The sequence below is a fragment of the Streptomyces erythrochromogenes genome (genome assembly GCF_036170895.1).
In the GTDB taxonomy this organism is placed as follows: Bacteria; Actinomycetota; Actinomycetes; order Streptomycetales; family Streptomycetaceae; genus Streptomyces; species Streptomyces erythrochromogenes.
In genome coordinates this window covers 5,348,517-5,368,732 of sequence record NZ_CP108036.1, presented here as the reverse complement: position 1 = coordinate 5,368,732, position 20,216 = coordinate 5,348,517, and the positions used below count along the sequence as shown (strand labels likewise).

At 73.9% G+C, this 20,216-nt stretch carries 17 protein-coding genes and 1 tRNA gene; 9 read left to right on the top strand and 9 right to left on the bottom strand.

Features of this window, described 5'->3' with window-relative positions; all coding sequences use genetic code 11:
- Nucleotides 1–8: 8 nt before the first annotated feature.
- From ettA to OHA91_RS24490, 7 genes are all read right to left on the bottom strand, one after another.
- The gene (gene ettA / locus OHA91_RS24520; protein ID WP_031145507.1) at nt 9–1,673 is read right to left on the bottom strand and encodes an energy-dependent translational throttle protein EttA; all 1,665 of its coding nucleotides are present in this window, start codon (nt 1,671–1,673) and stop codon (nt 9–11) included.
- Between the two features lie 80 nt (nt 1,674–1,753).
- Nucleotides 1,754–1,981, bottom strand: coding sequence for a hypothetical protein (locus OHA91_RS24515; protein ID WP_328740017.1), 228 nt, complete (start codon nt 1,979–1,981; stop codon nt 1,754–1,756).
- A 134-nt stretch (nt 1,982–2,115) separates the two neighbouring features.
- Nucleotides 2,116–3,594, bottom strand: a complete 1,479-nt coding sequence (locus tag OHA91_RS24510; RefSeq protein ID WP_328740016.1) for a bifunctional phosphatase PAP2/diacylglycerol kinase family protein — start codon at nt 3,592–3,594, stop codon at nt 2,116–2,118.
- 102 nt (nt 3,595–3,696) lie between these two features.
- Entirely contained in the window at nt 3,697–4,977 is a 1,281-nt protein-coding gene (locus OHA91_RS24505) for a thioester domain-containing protein (RefSeq protein WP_328740015.1), read from the bottom strand.
- A 68-nt stretch (nt 4,978–5,045) separates the two neighbouring features.
- Nucleotides 5,046–5,453 carry a single-stranded DNA-binding protein gene (locus OHA91_RS24500; protein ID WP_031145501.1) on the bottom strand — a complete coding sequence of 136 codons (408 nt, stop codon included), beginning with the start codon at nt 5,451–5,453 and terminating at the stop codon, nt 5,046–5,048.
- Nucleotides 5,454–5,553: 100 nt separating this feature from the next.
- Nucleotides 5,554–7,398 (bottom strand): YfjP family GTPase, encoded by a 1,845-nt coding sequence (locus tag OHA91_RS24495; protein WP_051892508.1) that lies wholly within the window; start codon nt 7,396–7,398, stop codon nt 5,554–5,556.
- Nucleotides 7,399–7,402: 4 nt separating this feature from the next.
- Nucleotides 7,403–9,028 carry a dynamin family protein gene (locus OHA91_RS24490; protein WP_328740014.1) on the bottom strand — a complete coding sequence of 542 codons (1,626 nt, stop codon included), beginning with the start codon at nt 9,026–9,028 and terminating at the stop codon, nt 7,403–7,405.
- 332 nt (nt 9,029–9,360) lie between these two features.
- Here OHA91_RS24490 and OHA91_RS24485 point away from each other — a divergent pair.
- From OHA91_RS24485 to OHA91_RS24475, 3 genes are all read left to right on the top strand, one after another.
- Nucleotides 9,361–9,433: transfer RNA gene (locus tag OHA91_RS24485), tRNA-Arg, on the top strand.
- Between the two features lie 370 nt (nt 9,434–9,803).
- Complete coding sequence (locus OHA91_RS24480) at nt 9,804–11,078, top strand: phosphoribosyltransferase family protein (RefSeq protein ID WP_328740013.1); 1,275 nt, start codon at nt 9,804–9,806, stop codon at nt 11,076–11,078.
- Between the two features lie 76 nt (nt 11,079–11,154).
- Complete coding sequence (locus tag OHA91_RS24475) at nt 11,155–12,285, top strand: sulfite oxidase (RefSeq protein WP_266501070.1); 1,131 nt, start codon at nt 11,155–11,157, stop codon at nt 12,283–12,285.
- On the opposite strand, the gene OHA91_RS24470 is transcribed toward OHA91_RS24475, so the two are convergent.
- Nucleotides 12,282–12,746, bottom strand: coding sequence for a phospholipase (locus tag OHA91_RS24470; protein WP_328740012.1), 465 nt, complete (start codon nt 12,744–12,746; stop codon nt 12,282–12,284). The genes OHA91_RS24475 and OHA91_RS24470 overlap by 4 nt on opposite strands.
- Before the next feature lie 188 nt (nt 12,747–12,934).
- On the opposite strand from OHA91_RS24470, the gene OHA91_RS24465 reads away from it, so the two are divergent.
- Nucleotides 12,935–13,417, top strand: coding sequence for a hypothetical protein (locus OHA91_RS24465; protein ID WP_031145457.1), 483 nt, complete (start codon nt 12,935–12,937; stop codon nt 13,415–13,417).
- A gap of 98 nt (nt 13,418–13,515) precedes the next feature.
- Here OHA91_RS24465 and OHA91_RS24460 read toward each other — a convergent pair whose 3' ends face one another.
- Nucleotides 13,516–14,325, bottom strand: a complete 810-nt coding sequence (locus tag OHA91_RS24460; protein ID WP_031145455.1) for an alpha/beta fold hydrolase — start codon at nt 14,323–14,325, stop codon at nt 13,516–13,518.
- A gap of 145 nt (nt 14,326–14,470) precedes the next feature.
- Between OHA91_RS24460 and OHA91_RS24455 the strand changes: the two genes are divergently transcribed.
- The 5 genes from OHA91_RS24455 to OHA91_RS24435 all read left to right on the top strand — a co-directional run bounded on the left by OHA91_RS24455 (nt 14,471) and on the right by OHA91_RS24435 (nt 20,150).
- Nucleotides 14,471–14,884 (top strand): GNAT family N-acetyltransferase, encoded by a 414-nt coding sequence (locus OHA91_RS24455; protein ID WP_031145453.1) that lies wholly within the window; start codon nt 14,471–14,473, stop codon nt 14,882–14,884.
- A 99-nt stretch (nt 14,885–14,983) separates the two neighbouring features.
- Nucleotides 14,984–16,192 carry a S8 family peptidase gene (locus OHA91_RS24450; RefSeq protein ID WP_266501065.1) on the top strand — a complete coding sequence of 403 codons (1,209 nt, stop codon included), beginning with the start codon at nt 14,984–14,986 and terminating at the stop codon, nt 16,190–16,192.
- 270 nt (nt 16,193–16,462) lie between these two features.
- Entirely contained in the window at nt 16,463–17,758 is a 1,296-nt protein-coding gene (locus OHA91_RS24445; protein WP_031145450.1) for a hypothetical protein, read from the top strand.
- 91 nt (nt 17,759–17,849) lie between these two features.
- Nucleotides 17,850–18,920 (top strand): WxL protein peptidoglycan domain-containing protein, encoded by a 1,071-nt coding sequence (locus tag OHA91_RS24440; protein ID WP_328740011.1) that lies wholly within the window; start codon nt 17,850–17,852, stop codon nt 18,918–18,920.
- A gap of 60 nt (nt 18,921–18,980) precedes the next feature.
- Nucleotides 18,981–20,150, top strand: a complete 1,170-nt coding sequence (locus OHA91_RS24435; RefSeq protein ID WP_031145448.1) for a hypothetical protein — start codon at nt 18,981–18,983, stop codon at nt 20,148–20,150.
- The last annotated feature ends 66 nt before the right edge of the window (nt 20,151–20,216 follow it).

The following is a 20,216-nucleotide window of genomic DNA, read 5'->3' as shown; positions in this document are numbered from 1 at the left end:
AGCTCCCCTCAGCCTCGGGTGAGCTTCTTGTAGGTGGCGCGGTGCGGACGGGTGGCGTCCGGGCCGAGCCGCTCGACCTTGTTCTTCTCGTAGGACTCGAAGTTGCCCTCGAACCAGAACCACTTCGATTCACCCTCGTAGGCGAGGATGTGCGTGGCCACCCGGTCCAGGAACCAGCGGTCGTGGGAGACGACCACGGCCGCACCGGGGAACTCCAGCAGCGCGTTCTCGAGCGAGCCGAGGGTCTCGACGTCGAGGTCGTTGGTGGGCTCGTCGAGGAGCAGCAGGTTGCCGCCCTGCTTGAGGGTCAGCGCCAGGTTCAGGCGGTTGCGCTCACCACCGGAGAGCACACCGGCCGGCTTCTGCTGGTCCGGACCCTTGAAGCCGAAGGCGCTGACGTACGCGCGGGACGGCATCTCGACGTTGCCGACGTTGATGTAGTCCAGCTCGTCCGACACGACCGCCCAGAGGGTCTTCTTGGGGTCGATGTTGGCGCGGCCCTGGTCGACGTACGAGATCTTGACGGTCTCGCCGACCTTGATCTCGCCGGAGTCCGGCTTCTCCAGGCCCTGGATCATCTTGAAGAGCGTGGTCTTGCCGGCGCCGTTCGGGCCGATGATGCCGACGATGCCGTTGCGCGGCAGCGTGAAGGACAGGTCGTCGATGAGGACCTTGTCACCGAACGCCTTGGAGAGGTTGTTGACCTCGACCACGATCGAGCCCAGACGCGGGCCCGGCGGGATCTGGATCTCCTCGAAGTCCAGCTTGCGCATCTTGTCGGCCTCGGCCGCCATCTCCTCGTAGCGGGCGAGGCGGGCCTTGGACTTGGCCTGGCGGCCCTTGGCGTTGGAGCGGACCCACTCCAGCTCTTCCTTGAGGCGCTTGGCGCGCTTCTCGTCCTTCTTGCCCTCGACCTTGAGGCGCTCGGCCTTCTTCTCCAGGTAGGTGGAGTAGTTGCCCTCGTAGGGGTGCGCGCGGCCGCGGTCGAGCTCGAGGATCCACTCGGCGACGTTGTCGAGGAAGTAGCGGTCGTGGGTGACGGCCACGACGGCGCCCTTGTACTGGGCCAGGTGCTGCTCCAGCCAGTTCACGGACTCGGCGTCGAGGTGGTTGGTGGGCTCGTCGAGGAGCAGCAGGTCGGGGGCCTCCAGCAGCAGCTTGCAGAGGGCCACGCGGCGCTTCTCACCACCGGAGAGGTTGGTGACGGGCCAGTCGCCGGGCGGGCAGCCCAGGGCGTCCATGGCCTGCTCCAGCTGGGCGTCGAGGTCCCACGCGTTGGCGTGGTCCAGGTCGTCCTGGAGCTTGCCCATCTCTTCCATGAGCTCGTCGGTGTAGTTCGTCGCCATTTCCTCGGCGATCGCGTTGAACCGGTTGAGCTTCTGCTTGATCGGGCCGACGCCGTCCTCGACGTTCTCCAGGACCGTCTTGGACTCGTCGAGCTTCGGCTCCTGCATGAGGATGCCGACGGAGTAGCCGGGCGAGAGGAAGGCGTCGCCGTTGGACGGCTGCTCGATGCCAGCCATGATCTTCAGAACGGTGGACTTACCGGCACCGTTCGGACCCACCACACCGATCTTCGCGCCGGGCAGGAAGTTCAGGAAGACGTCGTCAAGGATCACCTTGTCGCCGTGTGCCTTGCGCGTCTTGCGCATGGTGTAGATGAACTCAGCCAAGAGAAACCGTCCGGCAGATCGATGGTGGGCAGATACACCCCATACTGCCGTACGTCCATACCCGCGGGCGAATGGGTAGGTCAGGCGATGTCCCGGCGCGCGGGCGCCTGCCGCGTCCTCACTCCGACGACGACGAGCGCCAGCCCCACGGCGACGATGCCGAGGTGGGCGGTGGACGGAAGGTCGACGACCTTGTGCAGCCACCCCCACTCCGTGCCGAAGAAGGTCTGCGAAGCGAAGCTGACCAGCCCCTGGGCCCCTACGACGTAGCCGATGCTTTCGATGGTGTATCCGATGGCTGTCCGCACGGATCAACCCTCTCGCGGCGCCGCCGCGGGATCGTCCTCCACAGGGCCGAGAAAGCAGTAGGCCGAAGGATGCAGTGCAGTCGCTCGCCGAGAGCGCCGGTGCGCGCCGGTGAGCCGGTGAGACGGCGCGCCGGTCAGAGGGGGCGGTAGACCGTGAGGGCTCTTGGGAGGGTGTCGAGGACCAGCTCGCTCGACGCCTTGGCGTATTCGCCGTCGTAGGCCAGCGGGGTGCCCTTCGGGACGGCCCCGACGCGCAGGCTGCGCAGGTGGGTGGCCGCGTGGACCGGGGAGCGGCTCAGCGGGCCGGCGAACGCGGCGGCCAGCAGTCGGGGGCCGGGCCGCCCGCCGCCGTAGACGACCCGCAGGTCGAGGAAGCCCTCGCCGACGCTGTCGCGGCGGCCGGGGGTGGGACCGGTGCCGTGGTAGGTGCCGTTGCCGGCGAAGAGCAGCCAGACGCTTCGGGGCCGCCCGGCCAGGCTCAGCCGCACGGGCCGCTCGGCGCGCAGGACCTTCCAGGCCGCCAGCAGCGCGGCCGGGCCGCCGCCGATGCGCGGGGCCCAGCGCAGCCGGTGGCGCAGCAGCTCCGGGTAGGCGCCGATGCTGAAGTTGTTCAGGAAGTAGCCGGGTTCGCCGTCGGGGCCGGGGCCCGGGGAGAAGCGGCCCACGCCGACGTGGACGGCCTCCCCGTGCTCCAGGGCCTCGCAGGTGCTCTCGGGACCGATGAGGCCGAGGTCGAGCGCGAAGTGGTTGAGGGTGCCGCCGGGGAACACGGCCAGGGGCACCCCGGCCCGCAGGGCTGCGGTGGCGGCCGCGTTGACGGTGCCGTCGCCGCCGCACACCCCGAGGACGGTGGCGCGCGAAGCCGCGTCCGCCAGTGCGGGAAGCAGGTCCGCTCCCTCGCACTCGACCACCTCGGCCTTGGGCAGCCGGGTGCGCAGTACGTCGCGTACGGCCGCGGACGTGCCCGACCCGGTGTTGACGACCACCGTCAGCCCCGCCCCGTCGGGCAGCGCCGGTACCCCGATGGCCTTCGGCTCGTCGCCCGGCACGGCCCGGGCCTCCTGCACGTCCCGGGCGAGCCGGCGTACGACGAACGCGGCGGCGACGCCCAGCGCCGCCCCCGCGACCACGTCGGAGGGGTAGTGCACCCCGGTGTAGACGCGGGAGAACGCCACCGACGCGGCGACCGGGGCAAGCACGGCGCCCAGCGCGGGGGCCTCCAGCGCCAGCCCGGCGGTGAAGGCGAAGGCCGATGCCGAGTGCCCGGACGGGAAGGAGGTGGTCTGCGGCTGCACGGCCAGCTGCCGCACCGCGGGCACTCCCTCCAGCAGCGGCCGGGGACGGCGTACGGACCACTTGCCGACGGTGTTGATGGCCGAGGAGGCCAGGGCCAGTGAGGCCGCCCCGCGCAGGGCCGCCTTGCGCGCGCCGGCCGATCCGAAGACGGCGATGGCCGCGGCGGCCCCACCCCACAGCACCCCGTGGTTCGCGGCCCGCCCCAGGCGCGGCAGCACCCGGTCGGCGCCGGGCCAGTGCCTGCGGGCCACGGCGTCGAAGAGCCGGCGGTCCCATCGCGCGAAGGCGCCGGTCCAGGTCAGTTCTTGATCAACCATTTCCTGCCTCTACCCCGGATCCCGTGGCAGAACCGGCCCGATGCCCACGCCGGCCCTCCCCTTCCTCTTCCTACTGCTCCTCTTCTCTTCCCACTGCTCCTCCTACTGCTCCTCGTCGAGCGGGCGCTTGCGCAGCAGCAGGACGACCAGGCCCCCCAGCACGACCAGGCCCACCGCCAGGGAGGCGATGACGGGCGTGGCCGCCGAGCTGCCGCTGGTCGCCAGCCGTTCCTCGTCCGGGGAGGTGGTGGGGAGCGACGCGGACTGCGCGCCCAGCGCGACCGCCGCCGAGCCGGTGCCCGGGTCCGATGCCGGGGTCGCACCGGCCTCGGGAGGCGGGGGCGGCTGCCAGGCCGCCCGCGCCGTGGCGGCCGCCACGGACTCGCTGGAGCCGGCCACGATCTGCGCCTGGGCAGGGACGCCGCTGGTGAAGACCCGGCCGACCGGCACCCTGGTCGCCCCCTGGACGGTGACCGAGGCCGTCCCGTCGGGGGTGCCCGCGGGCACCTCGAAGTAGATCCGGCTCCCGTTGACCGCCGTGGTCAGCGGCTGCCCGTCGGCGTCCACCACGCGCACCCCCATGGCGACGGCCGCCGCGTCCGGGACGACCGACACGCTGCGCGCCCCGGTGCGCACGGTCACCGGGCCGAGCCGCGCACCCACCGGCCCCGAGACGTCGCCGGGGTCGAGCCCCAGCGAGGCGGGCGGCTCCGGCATCTGTCCCGCCGCCCGCTGGAGGTAGTCGGCAAGCTTCTCCGCGGACGGGTCCGTCGCCTCGACCCGCACTCCGTCCGCGAGCCGCCAGATCGCCACCTGGGTCCCGGCCGCCGCGCTCTCCGCGGTGAGCGAGACGGCACCGGCCGCCTTGGCGAGCCCGGCCAGGTCGTTCAGCTGCGGGTAGGAGTGCTCCAGCACCCAGCGGATCCGGCCGGCCTGCCCGTTGCCCGCCAGCGGACTGCCGCTCCAGCCGCTCTCCGTGTACCGGGCCTGCGGCTGGGCGTTGCCCGCCACCCCGACGCCGTACGTCTGGAGCATCCCGCCGCCGTCGACCCGCATCTCGTACAGGCCGGCGGGGATGTTCCGCACCGATCCGTCGCCGCCGTGGAGGACCGCCTGCCCGAACGTCTTCAGCCCGTCCAGCACGGCGCTCGCGCCCTCCGGTGCGCGGGGCGCGGCCGGGCCGGAGTCGGCGGCGGCCCGGGCGCCGGGCGCGGCGGTGAGGGCCGCGGCCAGCAGGGCGGCCGCGAGCGGCCGGCGCGCGGAGCCCCGTACCGCCCCGGCGTGTTCGAGCGGGGCGGGAGCAGGCGCGGGAACAGCAGGAGCAGGTGCGGGAACAGCAGGAGCGGGAGCAGGAGTGGAGGATGCGGGAACGGCAATCGACACAGTCTTCCCCTTCGGGCCAAAGACCCAGGTGCCCGTGAGTACCGGGGAATCCTATCCGCCTCGAACACTCAACCCACCGCCGCCTTCTGAGTGTCCATCAGCGGATGATCGGTTCTCACCACGCGCCTGAAGGCCGCCGTGCCCCGGTTCAGATCGTGCCCGATGGCGGTCGCGTCGATCTCCGCGCTGAACCACCGGTTGCCCTCCCCGTCGGGCGGGTCGTCCCGCACGCGCAGCCTCCCGTGCACCACCAGCGGCTCGCCCACCGATACGGAACCGGCGAGGTTCACCGCGAGGGTGCGCCGCGCCCACACGGTGTAGAAGCTGGTCGTGCCGTCCGTCCAGGCGTCCTTGCGCCGGTCGAAGTACCGGGGCGTCACCGCGAACCGGAACCGCGCCGACGGGCCGTTCACCGTCTCCTTGTAGTCGACCTGCGTCGCCACATGTCCCACCAGCGTCACCTGGGTGTCGTACATCCCGGCCGCCCTCCCCCGTCGTCCCGTCCCGCACGGACCATCCGTACGGGCTACGAGCCATGCTGCGGCCGGCGGCCGGTCCCCCGCTCCGGCCTGTGGACTACTGGCGGGTTGTGGACAACCGGCTCCCCCCTGCGGCGACCGTCGCGTACTGCTCCCGCACCTCCCGGTAGCGCAGCAGCTCCGCCGCCACCGGTTCCAGCACCCGGGCCCGTCCGCACCCGGCCGCCGCCTGCCGCAGCCTGCGCTCCGCGTCCTGGCCGTACCTCCGCGCGGGTCCCCGGGCCGCGATCGAGCAGGCCCATTCCACGAGCGGACCGCCGATGATGCCCGCCACCATCAGCAGCACCGGCGGCATCAGCTCCGGTTCCAGGACCCCGACGATCTGCCCCACGAGCCACAGCCCGCCGAAGATCTGGAGCAGCGTCATGGCCGCCTGCGCCAGCACCGCCACCGGCCACCACGCGGGCCGCGGCGGTTTCGCGTTCGGCACCGCGACCGCGGCCCCGAGGGTCACCGCGATCTCGTCCAGCGCCTCCGGAAGCCTGTCGGCGCCGCGCACCGCCGTCTCCCGGACGGCCTGCGCCCACGGGTCGGGCAGGCCCGCGACCGCTTCGTCGGCGACGACCCGTACGGCCTGCTCCACCCGCTGACGCGCGGTCACCTCCTCCTCGACCGGCGCGGGCGCGACCGTCTGGCCCCGGCCGCCGATCGCCGCCAGGGCGGCCAGGCCCGCCAGGGTGCGCGGCGCGCGCCGGTTCTCGTACCAGCGCCACAGCCTCAGCCACGGAGTCCCGCACGCCTTGCCCGCGTTGCGCCGCCAGGCCCGTTCGGCGGCGAGTCCGGCCGCGCAGGCCCCGACCGCCTCGGCGAGCCGGTCCTCGAACTCGGCGCGCGCCGCCTCCCCGATCTCGGGTCCGCCGTGCCCGTCGGCGACGTAGAGCGGCCGCAGCCGGACGGCGGCGCGGTCCACGTCCGCCGAGATCCGCCGGGTCGCGGCGCCCTTCTCCTGGGTGAACTGTCCGAGGAGTTCGCGCAGCTCCCCGACGCCCTCGCCGGTCAGCGCGGACAGCCCGAGGACGGTGGCGCCGGGCTCGCCGTGCTCGCCGAGCGCGATGCCGTCCTCGTCGAGCAGCCGGCGCAGGTCGTCCAGGACGAGGTCGGCGGCCTCCCCGGGCAGCCGGTCCACCTGGTTGAGCACGACGAAGGTCACCTCGGCGTGTCCGGCCAGCGGCCGCAGGTACCGCTCGTGCAGCACCGCGTCGGCGTACTTCTCCGGGTCCACGACCCACACCACGGCGTCGACCAGCGCCAGTACGCGGTCCACGTGCTCGCGGTGCGCGACGAGCGCCGAGTCCAGGTCCGGCAGGTCCACGAGGACCATCCCGCGCAGGGCCTCGGCCTCGGAGGTCTCGCGGGGCCGGCGCCGCAGCCGTCCGGGGATCTCCAGCCGGTCCAGCAGCCCGGCTGCCCCGTCCGACCAACTGCACGCGATGGGCGCGGCGGTGGTCGGGCGGCGCAGCCCGGTCTCGGAGATCTGCACCCCGGCGAGTGAATTGAAGAGCGTGGACTTGCCGCTTCCGGTCGCTCCGGCGATCGCGACGACCGTGTGCTGGGGCGAGAGCCCGCGGCGTGCGGCGGCCTCGTCCAGTACCCGTCCGGCCTCGGCGAGGGTCTTGCCGTCGAGCCGGGTCCGGGACAGCCCGACCAGCTGGCGCAGCGCGTCGAGGCGCTGGCGCAGGGCCTGCGCCTCGGGGCTGAGCGGGGGCGCGGACGACTTGCCCCCGTCGCTGCCGGCGCCGGAGACGGCCCGTACGAGCGCCTCGTCGCCCTCGTCGCCCGCGTCGGCGGCGTCCTCCTCGCCCGCTTCGACGGGGCGGGGGCGGGAACGCGCGATGAACCCGTCGTCCCAGCGGTCGTCGGTGCGGTCGGTCAGGGCGGTCACGGCGTCACCTCTCCTTCTGCAGTACGGACAGCGCGGCGATCAGTTCGGCCTGCGGTTCCGGGGTCACTTCGAGTGCTTCCAACGGGGCGAGGCGGCGGTCGCGTTCGCCGCGCAGCACCTCGTCGAGGTGGTCGCCGACCAGTTCCCCGCCCTTGTCGCGCAGCCGCAGGGCGGCCTGGGCGCCGATCCGCTCGGCGAGCTTCTCCCCGGCGGGCCGGGCTCGTTTGCCGCCGAGGAGCGCGGTGACGAGCAGGGCCGCGACGGCGTCGGCGTCGGGTGCGGGCTGCTTGTCGAGCCGGGCCACCTCCTCCTCGGCGAGTTCTTCCAGCACGCGCCGCCAGCGGCGTACGGCCATACAGATACGTTCCGCCGCCTCCCGGTCGGGGGTGGGCAGGGCCAGCGCGCCGGAGGCCGGTTCGCGCCGCCAGGCTTCGGCGATCCGCTCGTCGGCGGCGGCGACGGCGCACTGGAGCAGTGCGGCGAGGGACTCGGCGAGGGAGTCCAGCAGTTCGTCGGCGCTGGTGTCGAGCGGGTAGCCGCGCCACCGGGTCAGCGCGTCGCCGGCCAGTACGGCGCCGCGGTCGAGGCGGCCCCGGACCCTCTTGCCCTCACGCCGGTACGCGTCCTCGACGGCAGAGGTCAGCCGTACGGCGGCGGCGTGCTGGGCGGCGACTGCGGAGGCGAGTTCGGGCATCCGGCGCTTGAGTGAGTCCAGCGCGCCGAGGGCGGTGCGCCCGACTGCGTACTGGCGGGCGGCCGGGTCCTGCGCGTGGTGGGCGAGCCAGGCGAACAACGGGGCGACGGCGCTCGCGGGCAGCAGTCCGCCGCCGCCGGTCGATTCGGGGAGTTCGGGGACGGTGAAGCGCGGTACGTCGCCCAGTCCGGCCTTGGTGAGCAGGGCCCCGTACTGGCGGGAGACCTCGGCGAGCACCTGGTGCGGTACCCGGTCCAGGACGGTGATGAGGGTGGCCTTGTACTGCTTGGCGGTGCGCAGGAGGTGCCAGGGGACGGCGTCGGCGTACCGCGAGGCGGTGGTGACCATCACCCAGACGTCGGCGGCGCAGATGAGTTCGGCGGCGAGGGTCCGGTTGTCGACCACGAGGGAGTCGATGTCGGGGGCGTCGAGGATGGCGAGGCCGCGCGGCAGGCTGGTGACGGTCTCGATCCGCATCTCGCGGGTCTCGTGGCCGCCCTGGGCCCCGACGTGGCCGCGGCCCGGGCGCCGGGAGGCGGCTTTGGGGGGCGCGTCGTCGTCCTCGTGCGGTACCCAGACCCGCATCAGGTCGGGCAGTACGCGCATCCCGGCGAACCAGTGGTGGTCGTCGGGGTGGCAGACGAGCACCGGTGTGCGGGTGGTCGGGCGCAGCACGCCCGCTTCGCTGACCTGGCGTCCTACGAGGGAGTTGACGAGGGTGGACTTACCGGCCCCGGTGGACCCGCCGACCACGGCGAGCAGAGGCGCCTCGGGCGCCTTCAGGCGCGGTACGAGGTAGTCGTCGAGCTGCGCCAGCAGCTCGGCTCTGGTCTGACGGGCCCGTGGGGCACCGGGCAGGGGCAACGGCAGACGTACGGACGCGACCCGGTCGCGCAGGGCGGACAGGGCATCGAGCAGCTGAGGCCGAACATCCAAGGTCACCACATGCGAAGAATGCCCAATTTAGGACCATTTTTGAAGCTTATACGCCCCCTGCGCGCCGACCGCGACTTCAGTGGGACATTCTGGGCACGACGGACGAGTGGGGCGCAGGCATAACGAGTGCACAACACCCAGGGCGCCGCGGCGCAAAAGCGATGCGAGAATCGCACCTGCCTGCGATTATCGGGACCGCTTCACCGAACCTCCACATCGTGGCACGCGAGTGAAGCAACCGGGACAAGGCAACCGGAGCCCTATCCTTGACCCGGCACGGACCGAAGTCCCACCCCCACCAGGGGCTCCAGGCCCACCAGGGCCACCTTCCGGCCCCCGTAGCTCAGTGGATAGAGCAGGTGCCTTCTAAGCACTTGGCCGCAGGTTCGAGTCCTGCCGGGGGCACACATTCTCCATCACCCGAAGCCCTCCCTCCGCGGAGGGCTTTCGCGCAGGTCGCAGCGGTCTGCGGGGCTGCCCGGGACGAGTCCGGGGCGGGTCGGAGCCTTCGTCCGGGGTTGCTCCGGACGCGCCGAGGGGCCGTTTCCCGGCGCCTGCCGGCGTCGTCGTGCGGGACGAACTCGACCGCCCCGGGCCAAAGATCGGCTGAAAAGCGCCGTAGGGCGAAGCGTTCACCGGAAGGGGTCGATCCTCTTCGGGCTGCCGAGGCCGTGGTGCGCCGGCTTCCCCGACTTGCGGGAAGCCCCCGCGTGGGGTTGCGTCGGAAGAGGGCTGCGCGTGCTTCCGTCTCCCCTCGGGTTGGGGGTGAACCCCCGTGCTCTTCACCGACCGCGCGGACGCCGGAGAACGGCTCGCCGAAGCCGTCCGCCATCTGGAGGGGGAACGTCCCGTCGTACTGGGCCTGCCCCGCGGCGGCGTCCCGGTGGCCTTCGCCGTGGCGCGGGCCCTCGGCGCCCCGCTCGACGTGATCGTGGTCCGCAAGCTCGGCGTCCCGCACCACCGCGAGCTCGGCTTCGGCGCGATCGGCGAGGGCGGCGTACGGGTCATCAGCGAGGACATCGTCCGCAGCAGCCGCGTCACGCAGCAGGACCTGGCGGCCGTCGAGCACGCCGAGGAGGCGGAGCTGGCCCGGCAGGCCCGCAGGTTCCGCGGCGACCGGACCCGCGTCCCGCTCGACGGCCGGACGGTGATCGTCGTGGACGACGGGATCGCCACCGGCGCCACGGCCGCCGCCGCGTGCCGGGTCGTACGGGCCCAGGGCGCGGCCCGCGTGGTACTGGCCGTTCCGGTGGCGCCGCCCGACGCCGTCGCCCGGCTGGGCGGCGAGACCGACGAGGTGGTGTGCCTCTCCACGCCGCGCGCCTTCCGGGCCGTCGGCGAGTGGTACCGGGACTTCTCCCAGACCCCCGACGAGGAGGTCGTCTCCCTGCTGGCGCGGGCCGCGGCCGGCCCCGCGCCCGGGCAGGCCCCCCGGTCCGCAGCGGTCGAGGTGGACGCCGGCGGCCTGGCCCTGGCCGGGGACCTGGCCCTGCCCGAGGGGGCCGGGGCCGTCGTGATGTTCGCCCACGGCTCGGGCAGCAGCCGCCGCAGCCCGCGCAACCGGGCGGTCGCCGCGGACCTGAACCGGGCGGGTCTGGGCACCCTGCTCTTCGACCTGCTGACACCCGCCGAGGAGGCCGACCGGGCCAATGTCTTCGACATCGGGACCCTGGCCGGGCGGCTCACGGACGCCACCGGCTGGCTGCGCCGGCGCGCGTCCCTCCCGATCGGCTACTTCGGGGCGAGCACCGGGGCCGCGGCCGCGCTGTGGGCCGCGTCCGCCGCCGACGCGGACATCGGCGCCGTGGTCTCCCGCGGCGGCCGGCCCGACCTCGCCGGGCCCCGGCTGGCCTCCGTACGGGCGCCCACGCTGCTCGTCGTCGGCGGCCGCGACACCACCGTGCTCGACCTCAACCGCGCGGCGCAGCGGGAGCTGCGCTGCGAGAACCGGCTGGAGGTCGTCCCGGGCGCCACGCACCTCTTCGAGGAGCCCGGTGCCCTGGAGGAGGTCGCCGCCCTGGCCCGCGCCTGGTTCGCCCGGCACCTGTGACGCGACGGACCGGGGACGCGAAGGACCGGGGACGCGACGACGTGCCCCGCGGCGCGGGGCGCGCGACCATGGGGAGATGGACCAGGCGTCCGCGCGGGATGTCAGCGCCCCGGCACGCATCGCCCCGGCCGGTGAGGGCATCGGCCAGGAGGAGTTGGCGCTCGCCGCCCGCAACCACGGCCTGCCGCTGGAAGCCCTGCGCTACGAGGTCACACCGCCCGGGCTGCACTACGTCCTGGTCCACTACGACATCCCGGCCGCCGACGCGGACGGCTGGCGGCTGACCGTGGGCGGCCGGGTCGACACGCCTCTGTCGCTGGACCTCGACGCCCTGCGCGCGTTCCCCGCGGTCACCCACCGGGTCACGATGGAGTGCGCGGGCAACGGCCGGGCGCTCCTGTCGCCCCGGCCGGTCAGCCAGCCGTGGCTGGTCGAGGCGGTGGGCACAGCCGACTGGACCGGGGTCCCGCTGGGCCTCGTACTGGACCGGGCGGGGGTGCGGCCCGATGCGGTCGAGGCCGTGTTCACCGGGGCCGACCACGGTGTGGAGCGCGGTGTCGAGCAGGACTACCGGCGCAGCCTGCCGCTGCCGTACGCCGCCGCGGACGGCTCGGGCGTACTGATCGCCTACGCCATGAACGGCCTGCCCCTGCCGCCGCAGCACGGGTACCCGCTGCGGCTGGTCGTGCCCGGCTGGTACGGCATGGCGCACGTCAAATGGCTGCGCGAGATCACCCTCGTCGACGCGCCGTTCACCGGCTTCCAGCAGTCCGCGGCCTACCGCTTCCGGTGGTCCGCCGACGAGTCGAACGATCCGGGCGAGCCGGTGACCCGGATCGCGCCGCGCGCCCTGATGGCACCGCCGGGCTTCCCCGACTTCATGTCGCGCACCCGCGTCGTGCACCCCGGCCCCGTGCGGCTCCGGGGGCGGGCCTGGTCCGGCCACGGGGCCGTGGCCCAGGTGGAGGTGAGCGCCGACGACGGCCTGACCTGGGCCCGGGCCGAGCTGGCGGCCCCGGATCCGCATCCGTGGGCCTGGCAGGCCTGGAGCTGCGTCTGGACGGCCGTACCGGGCCGCCACACGCTCACCGTCCGCGCCACGGACGCCGGCGGCCGCACCCAGCCCCTCGAACAGCCGTGGAACCTCGGCGGCTTCGGCAACAACCTGGTCCAGCGGGTCCCGGTGCTCTGCGTTGCGGCTCCCTAGGAAATGCCGAGGATCCTGACCGCCTGGTAGTACGTCCACGCGGTGCCGTCGCACGAACGCTTGCGGCTGCCCGAGTAGCGGGCGCACACCCGCTTCATGTCCGCGTGGAACGCCTCGTCGAGCCGGGCCTTGGCGGCCGGAAACAGCCCTGCCGCGCGGTGGTTGCGGTAGCCGAAGTCGTGGCGGGCGCAGGCTGCCGCGAAGGGGAAGCCGAAGGGGTTGTCCGGGGAGGTGGTGCACTGGTCGGTCGACCAGTCGAAGCCGTACGCCGCCCAGGCGGCGCGGTGCTCGCGCGCGTCGGCCCAGGCCTCGTAACTCGCGGTGCCGGGCTGCGTCCAGCGGCTCAGCACCTGCGGCTTGTCGGCCGGGACCTCGGGCGCGGCCCAGGCGGCGGGCGCGAGGGCGAGCACGGCGGTGGCCGTGGCGGTGGCGAGGGCGGGGAGGAGGAGGCGACGGCGCATGGGGGTCCTCGGGGGCCGGGCGGACGGTCATCCGGCCAACGGGGCCGGGCACCGCCCGGTTACTGGGGGTCGCCCGGCCACGACCGGAGACCCTCCCAGGTATGACGCCGTGTGCGACCTTCGGCCAAGGCGCGGTTCGTTCTGAGGAGGGACGCGCGAGGGGGCGTCCCCGGCCCAGACTTGAAGGCATGAACCGCCGCCCGCTCGTCATCGCCGCCGCCACCGTGGGAGTCCTCGCCACCGCCGCCTTCGCCCTGCCCAACCTGCCGCCCAACCCCGTGACGGACACCATCGACCACAAGGTGTTCAAGGAGAAGGGCAAGCGCTTCGCGACCGCCGCCGACGCCCCGACGCGCACGGAAGCGCCCTTCGCCCTGCCGTCCTGGATACCCAAGGACGCCACCGACGTCCGCATACGGGTGCGCACCACCGGCCACGACCGGCTCATACGGTTCGACCTCGGCAAGACCCCGCTGGACGGCCCGCAGTGCACGGCGGGCGTCCCGAAGCGACAGGGCGCGCCGGACCTGCACGCCAAGTGGTGGCCGCGGGGCATGCGGGCCGAAGTCCGCACCGAGTGCCGGGACTTCCACCAGTACCAGGTCGCGGTGCGCGGCAAGCGGGTCTACGCCTGGACCGACGGCACCCCTTCCCCGCGCGCCCAGGGCTAGCGGGCTGCGGGCTGCGGGTTGCGGGGCCGGTTCACCGGCGAGAGCCCTTACGCTCGGGTCCAACGGTGCACGGGGTCGAGCGCCCTTGCCGGGTGGGACTATTCGCCGCCCCGGTACGCCTTCTCGCCGTGTCGGACGTCGCCGTCGCCCAGGGCCGTGGCGGTGGCTCTGGCGAAGGCCTCCGGGTTGTCCAGCATGATGTTGTGCCCGCAGTCGGGGACGGACACCACGGCGACGCCCGCGGCCCGGAGGGCGTCGGCGCCCGGGAGCGGGGCGTCCGCCTCGGGCAGCAGGAAGGTGCGCGGGATCTTCAGCTCCAGCAGCAGCTCGCGCATCGTGGGGGTGGTGCCGGCCGCGAGGTGGACGGCGCTGCGGTACAGGGCCGTACGGCCCGCCAGCCGCATGGTGGACCACCAGTGAGCGCCGGCCCTGTCGCGCACCTCGGCCCAGCCGCCGGCGAGGAACTCCTCCTCGGTGTAGGAGGCGATCCCGCTGCTCCCGGGGGCGGCCGGTCGGGGCTGCAGGGGATCCAGGTTGGCGTCGACGAGCACGAGCCGGGACACGAGGCGGGGGTGACGGTCGGCCAGGACGATGGCCACGGCTCCGCCCATGCTGTGGGCGATCAGCTCGGCGCCCTCCGCGCCGGCCCCGGTGAGGGCGGCCGCCAGCGCGTCGGCGTGCTCTTCGAGGGTGTAGCCGAAGTCCTCGGGCCGGTCGCTGTGCCCGTGGCCCAGCAGGTCGGCCAGCAGGGAGCGCCGGCCCGCCAGCAGCGGGTGCGCGGCGCTCGCCGCGAAGTAGGCGGGCGAGGTGGCCCCCAGGCCGTGGACGTACACCCGGGCCGGGTCCTCGCCCGGCAGCTCCACCCAGCGGATCCGGTCGCCCCCCGGTGTGACCACGGCATTCCTCACGGCGCTCCCCCTCGACCTCAAGTCCTCGACGACCCGGACAGGTTAGTCAGCACCGCGTCCACCCGGCCGGGAGTTTCCGGGCCGCCCGCCACGCCGTGCCCGGCTACGCCCCGCCACCGGTGCCGCGCGCATTATCGTGACCGCCATGGACATCCGCCGGGCCTTCACACCCGCCGAGCTCTCGGCCGCCGAATCCCTCTTCGACGGGCCCGCCCGCCAGGAATGGTCCGAGCGCTTCCTCACCGCCCCCGGGCACCTGATGCTCATCGCCTACGTCGACGACGTGCCCGCCGGGATGGTCTCCGGCATCGAGATGGTCCACCCCGACAAGGGCACCGAGATGTGCCTGTACGAGCTCTCCGTGGACGAGGGCTACCGGCGCCGCGGCATCGGCCGCGCCCTGACCCTGGCCCTCGCGGACGAGGCGAAGGAACGCGGCTGCTACGGCATGTGGGTGGGCGTCGACACCGACAACGAGGCCGCGCTGGCCACCTATGACGCCGCCGGTGCCCGCGACGAGGGCGTGTTCTCGATGCGCGGCTGGCCCCTCGCCCCGTAGGGCGCCCCAGACGCGTTCTAGCCCGGGCGGCGGCGTGTCGTGCGCCCACTCGGCGCACCCTCCGCGCGCCCGCACCGCCCCTCGCAGAGCATCGGCCGCATGACCGCAACCGCATTCGCCACGCTCGTCCCCGCGGCCGCCCTGCTCGCGGCCGCCGTCACGGGCCCCCCACCTGTTCCCGACCCCGGCTCCGGGTCGGGCTCCACCGCCCCTTACGTCGTCGTCCTCAAGGACACCACCTCCCGCGCCCCGACCCGCGCCCTGGCCGCCGAGGCCGCGGACGCCGGGGACGAGGTCGGGCCCGTCTACGAGGCCGCACTGAACGGCTTCGCCGTCCGCACCACGGCCGCGCGGGCCGCCGCCCTGGCCGCCGACCCCCGGGTTGCCTCCGTGGAACCGGACACGGTCTTCCACATCACCGGCGCGACCGGCACCACCGACACGCCCCAAGCCCGGCCGCAGGCGCCCGCCCCCTGGACCCTGGACCGGATCGACCAGCGCGAACTCCCGCTCGACGGCTCGTACACGTACGCCACGAAGGCCGAGGGCGTCACCGTCTACGTCCTCGACACCGGGATCAACACCCGCCACCAGGAGTTCGGCGGCCGGGCACGGGCCGGGCACAACGCGGTGTTCCTGGAGAGCTCGCGTGACTGCAACGGACACGGCACGCACGTCGCGGGGACCGTGGGCGGGGAGACGTACGGGGTCGCCAAGGGCGTCTCCCTCGTCGCCGTGAAGGTCGCCGACTGCCGCGGCGACGGGCGCCTGTCGGCCATGATCAAGGGCCTCGACTGGGTGGTGCGGGACGCCGCCCGCGCCCCGGGCACACCGGCCGTGGCCAACATGAGCATGGGCGGCAGCCGCAGCCGCGCCCTCGACGCCGCCGTCCTGCGGGTCGTGTCCTCGGGCGTCACCTTCGTCGCGGCGGCCGGCAACGAGGGCAGGAACGCCTGCGGCGGATCCCCCGCCTCCGTCCCGCAGGCCCTCACCGTCGGCGCGACCGACGCCGCGGACCGCCGCGCGCCGTTCTCCAACCACGGTGCCTGCGTCGACCTGTTCGCGCCGGGCGTGGCCGTCACCTCCGCCTGGAAGGACTCCGCCACCGCCACCGCCCGCTCCTCCGGCACCTCGATGGCCGCCCCGCACGTGGCGGGGGCGGCCGCGCTGCTCCTGGCCGACGGTACGGCGCGCACCCCGGCGCAGGTCTCCGGGGCGCTGGTAGGCGGCGCCGTGCCCGACCGGATCACCGGACTGCCGGCCGGCACCCCGAACCTGCTGCTGCACGTCACAGCCGGCCGGCACTGACCCGCGCCGACCACAGCCGCCCGAATACGGCCGGATAAGGCCTGGACCGACCGGCCGGGCCGCCCGGCGCCGCCCCCACCCCGACCGGTCGGTATCCGATGGGCCATCAGCCCCTCCCTGATGGCCCATCAATTTCTGTGTGCTTCGGGCGAAAGCAAGTCATTGACTTCTCATCACCGTGACGCGTCAATATCGGCCACCGCACCGGCTCGGCCTCCCCCACACAGCGGGTGGGGGGAGGGTTCGTCATGACGAAGGAGTCGCGACCCAGTGAGTACGAGAAGGCATGTACGAAAGGCGCTGGCAGGGGCCGGGGCCCTGTCGCTGGCCCTGACCGGCGCAGTGGTGGGCCTGGCGGGCTCCGCGCAGGCCGCGACCAAGACCACGACCGTCTTCGAGAACTGCGACGCCCCGGCGCCGCAGCCGGACGGCTCGGGCAACCAGAACTGGACGGTCACGCTGCCCGACGGCGCCAAGGCCGGCGACGTCGTCCCGATCACGATCGACCCGGGTGCGAGCCCCCTGATCCCCTCGTTCTCCGTCACCACGGTGAACACGACCAAGATCACTCTCAAGGTCGGCGCCACCACCCAGGTGGTCACCAGCCCGCCCGAGACCGTGTCCGTCGTGGCCGGGCAGCCGCTCGACCCCAAGGCGTTCTCCGGAACCATCAAGATCCCGGACGGTTCCGAGGGCACGACCGTCCAGGTCGCCCTCGACCTGGCGGTGACCGACGCGGACCTCTCCGGTTCGGTGTTCACCACCACCTGTACCCCGGCGCCCCGCCCGAGCGCCTCGCTCGGATCGGTCGCCGTCGAGGCCCTGCCCAAGGACCCGGTCACCACGAAGCTGACGCCCAACAGCGGCCCGGCGGGCACCGCCGTCGTCGTGGGCGGAGCCAACTTCCCGGCCGGCGCCGTCACCTGTTCCGCCCTGCTCGCCGGTGCGGCGACCGGTGACACCGGCACCGGCACGGCGGACGCGTCCGGCGCCGCCACCTGCAACATCACGGTCACCAAGAAGGCCGACACGATCAAGATCGACGGTTCGATCACCCCGTACAAGGCCTTCGTCTTCCTGGAGGAGCAGGCAGGCGTGAAGAACCCGGTCGACGTCGAGGTCCTTCCCGGACCGCTGGCCCTGGGCCCGAAGGACGGCCAGCCGGCCGTCAGCTTCGGCTCCGTCACCATAAACGGCAAGGCCCAGTCGGTGGTCGGCGTCTTCAACGCCGCGACCGTCCAGGACTTCCGCGGCGGCTCGCTCGGCTGGGACGTGACGGCGACCCGTACGCCGTTCCTGAACCAGACCACCGGCCACTCGATGGCGAAGGCGCAGATCGGCATCCAGCCGTCCTGCACCGTGACCAACCCGGACAGCCCGAGCACCTGCACCGCGGGCACGCCCGGCGCGATCTCCGACGTCCCGATGAAGGTGGCCTCCCAGGCCGCCGGGGGCGACGAGCTGACCGGTGGTGAGTTCGCCGTCGGCGGCGCCGGAATGATCCAGCTCCCGCCGTTCATGTTCGCCGACACCTACCAGACGGTCGTGACCTTCTCGATCGCCTGATCGGCACCCGCACGGCCCGCTCCACCAGGGTGGTGCGGCGCTCCGGCGCCGCACCACCCCTTCCCCTTTCCGCGCCGACTGGAGACCGCCCATGCGCCCCCGCAGCAGCACGCCCAGCCGCTCCCGCACCGGCACCGGCACCCGCGCCTTCCTGTACGGTCTGCTCCTCGGCCTGCTGCTCCTGGGCGCGGGCCTGTTGCCAGCCGGCCCGGCGACGGCCGCGGACAACGGCACGTGGGGGGTGTTCCCGACGCCCGCGGCCGGTGCGGCCATGACCGATCGCGCGTACTTCTTCCACCAGGGCGAGGCCGGGAGCACGCTCTCCGACAGCGTGACGATCCTGAACTCCTCCGACGGGGAGCTGACCTTCCAGGTCTTCGCCACCGACGCCGTGAACACCCCCGCCGGCGGCGCGTTCGCGCTGCTGCCGGCGGAGACGAAGCCGACGGACGTCGGCGCGTGGATCACCCTGGCGCCGCAGGCGGCGAGCACCGTCACCGTGCCCGCCAAGGGCCGCAAGGACATCCCCTTCACCGTGAAGGTCCCGGCGGACGCGACGCCCGGTGACCACGTGGGCGGGATCGTGGCGCTGGGCACCGCCGTGGAGGGCGTGCAGCAGGACGGCAAGGTCCAGGTCGGGGTGAGGCGTTCGGTGGGCGCCCGCCTGTACTTCCGGGTGCCGGGGCCCGTCACGCCCGGGCTGAGCGTGGAGGACGTGCGGGTCAGCCGGTCCGCCCCGCTGCTGCCCTGGGTGAAGGGCGCCCGCGCCACTGTCCGTTACGCGCTGGTCAACCGGGGCAACGTGGTGGTCGAGCCGAAGGTGGCGATCTCCGCGGAGGGGCTCTTCGGGCGCAGCGTGCTGGACCGGCCGGCGCGCGAGCTGAAGCTGGCCCTGCTGCCGGGCCAGCGGATCGAGCTGACCGAACCGTGGCCAGACGCCCCCCAGTCGGACTGGGTGACCGTCAGGATCACGGCGGGCGCCGCCGCCCACCCCGATCTCGTCTCCCGCTCCGCGACCGACTTCGTCGCCGTACCGTGGCCCGCCGTGGGCCTGCTGCTGGTGCTGGCGGGCGCGGGCATCACCGTGCGGGTGCTGCGGCGGCGCCGTCGCGCCGAGAGCGAACAGGATGAACCCGTCCTGGACTTGGCTGGGACGCGCTGACCGGCAAAGGTGTCTCCGGGTGACGGTATTCGGCCATCACCGGCTCAAGGGGGGACACCTGTGAGGGAACGACAGCACGGCGACGCGGCCGGGGGCATCGGACTGCTGACCCGCATCGAGCGCGCCCTGGGCACCGGCACCGCCGCCTACCTGCCCGGCGACGGCTGGATCCGCCTCACCCTCCCGCTCGGTGACGGCGGCCCGGTCCCCGTCACCGTGGACGTGATCGCGGACACGGCCCGGGCACCGGAGGGGATCGCGTACCTGCTGCCCGGCGGCGGCCTGAACTTCGCGGCGGAGTTCTTCACCCCGGGCGCCCCGGGCGGCCGCAACCTCTCCCACGCGCTGCGCCGCCGGGGCCTGCTCGTCGTCGGGGTCACCCCGCGCGAGGACGCCGCCGCGGCGGCCGACGTCTCCGCCGCGTGGGGGCTCGAAGCGCACCGCCGGGACCTGGCCCGGGTGGTGGGCGCGCTGGATCGCGTACTGGGGCTGCCGTACGAGTACGTCGGGCACTCGGCCGGGGCCGCCCTGGCGCTGGACGCGGCCTCGCACGACACCTCGCCGCGGCTGCGCCGGGTCGTGGCCCTGGACACGACCGGGCCGTACACGGGCGATCTCGCGCTGCGGGCGGCCGACACCCGGGACGCCTACGCCACCCAGCTCGCGCAGGGCTTCCCCGTCGTCGATCCGGGGCTGGCGGCCGTGATCGCCAAGGCGGCGGCCGATCCGGACGGCGTCTCCCCCGTGCCGTGGCCGCCGGACCCGGCACAGTGCTTCACCCACGCCGGGCTCGCCCACTTCGCGCTGATCCGCACGGCCGCCCTGCCGGGACCGGCGAACTGGATCTACGCCCGGGGGCACAGCGCCGGAACCTACGACTTCGGCGCGACTCCCGCCGAGGACCGCTTCACGCTGGCCCTCACCCCGCTGTCGACCTGGCACGCGGCGACCGCGGCCCTCGGCAGCGGCCTCCTGCCGGCGGCGCTGATGCGGGATCTCGCCGCGGTCTGGGCGGGCGACGACGACACGTACCGGATCGCCTGGGACCGCATCACCGCCGAGGTGGTCTGGATCAACACCGAGCTGGGCCGCGGCGACCACCCGCGAGGTGCGGAGCTGATCCGCGCCGGCGGCAACGAGCGCGTCTCCTTCACCGTGGTCGAGGGCCACGGCCACGGCGACGCGGTCTGGTCCGGCACGGCCGCGTCGGACGTCTGGTCGCGGTTCTGACCCCGCCGGGGAACGGAACCCGCCCCCCGCGGTGAAGGCTGCGGGGGGCGGGTCGTCCTGCGGGTC

Bases quoted from the DNA above. Each gene is read 5' to 3' on its own strand.
- OHA91_RS24510 (WP_328740016.1), bottom strand. From the start codon at position 3,594: ATGGTTGATCAAGAACTGACCTGGACCGGCGCCTTCGCGCGATGGGAC.
- OHA91_RS24470 (WP_328740012.1), bottom strand. From the start codon at position 12,746: ATGCGCCGTCGCCTCCTCCTCCCCGCCCTCGCCACCGCCACGGCCACC.
- OHA91_RS24465 (WP_031145457.1), top strand. From the start codon at position 12,935: ATGAACCGCCGCCCGCTCGTCATCGCCGCCGCCACCGTGGGAGTCCTC.
- OHA91_RS24455 (WP_031145453.1), top strand. From the start codon at position 14,471: ATGGACATCCGCCGGGCCTTCACACCCGCCGAGCTCTCGGCCGCCGAA.
- OHA91_RS24475 (WP_266501070.1), top strand. From the start codon at position 11,155: ATGGACCAGGCGTCCGCGCGGGATGTCAGCGCCCCGGCACGCATCGCC.
- OHA91_RS24450 (WP_266501065.1), top strand. From the start codon at position 14,984: ATGACCGCAACCGCATTCGCCACGCTCGTCCCCGCGGCCGCCCTGCTC.
- OHA91_RS24500 (WP_031145501.1), bottom strand. From the start codon at position 5,453: ATGTACGACACCCAGGTGACGCTGGTGGGACATGTGGCGACGCAGGTC.
- OHA91_RS24440 (WP_328740011.1), top strand. From the start codon at position 17,850: ATGCGCCCCCGCAGCAGCACGCCCAGCCGCTCCCGCACCGGCACCGGC.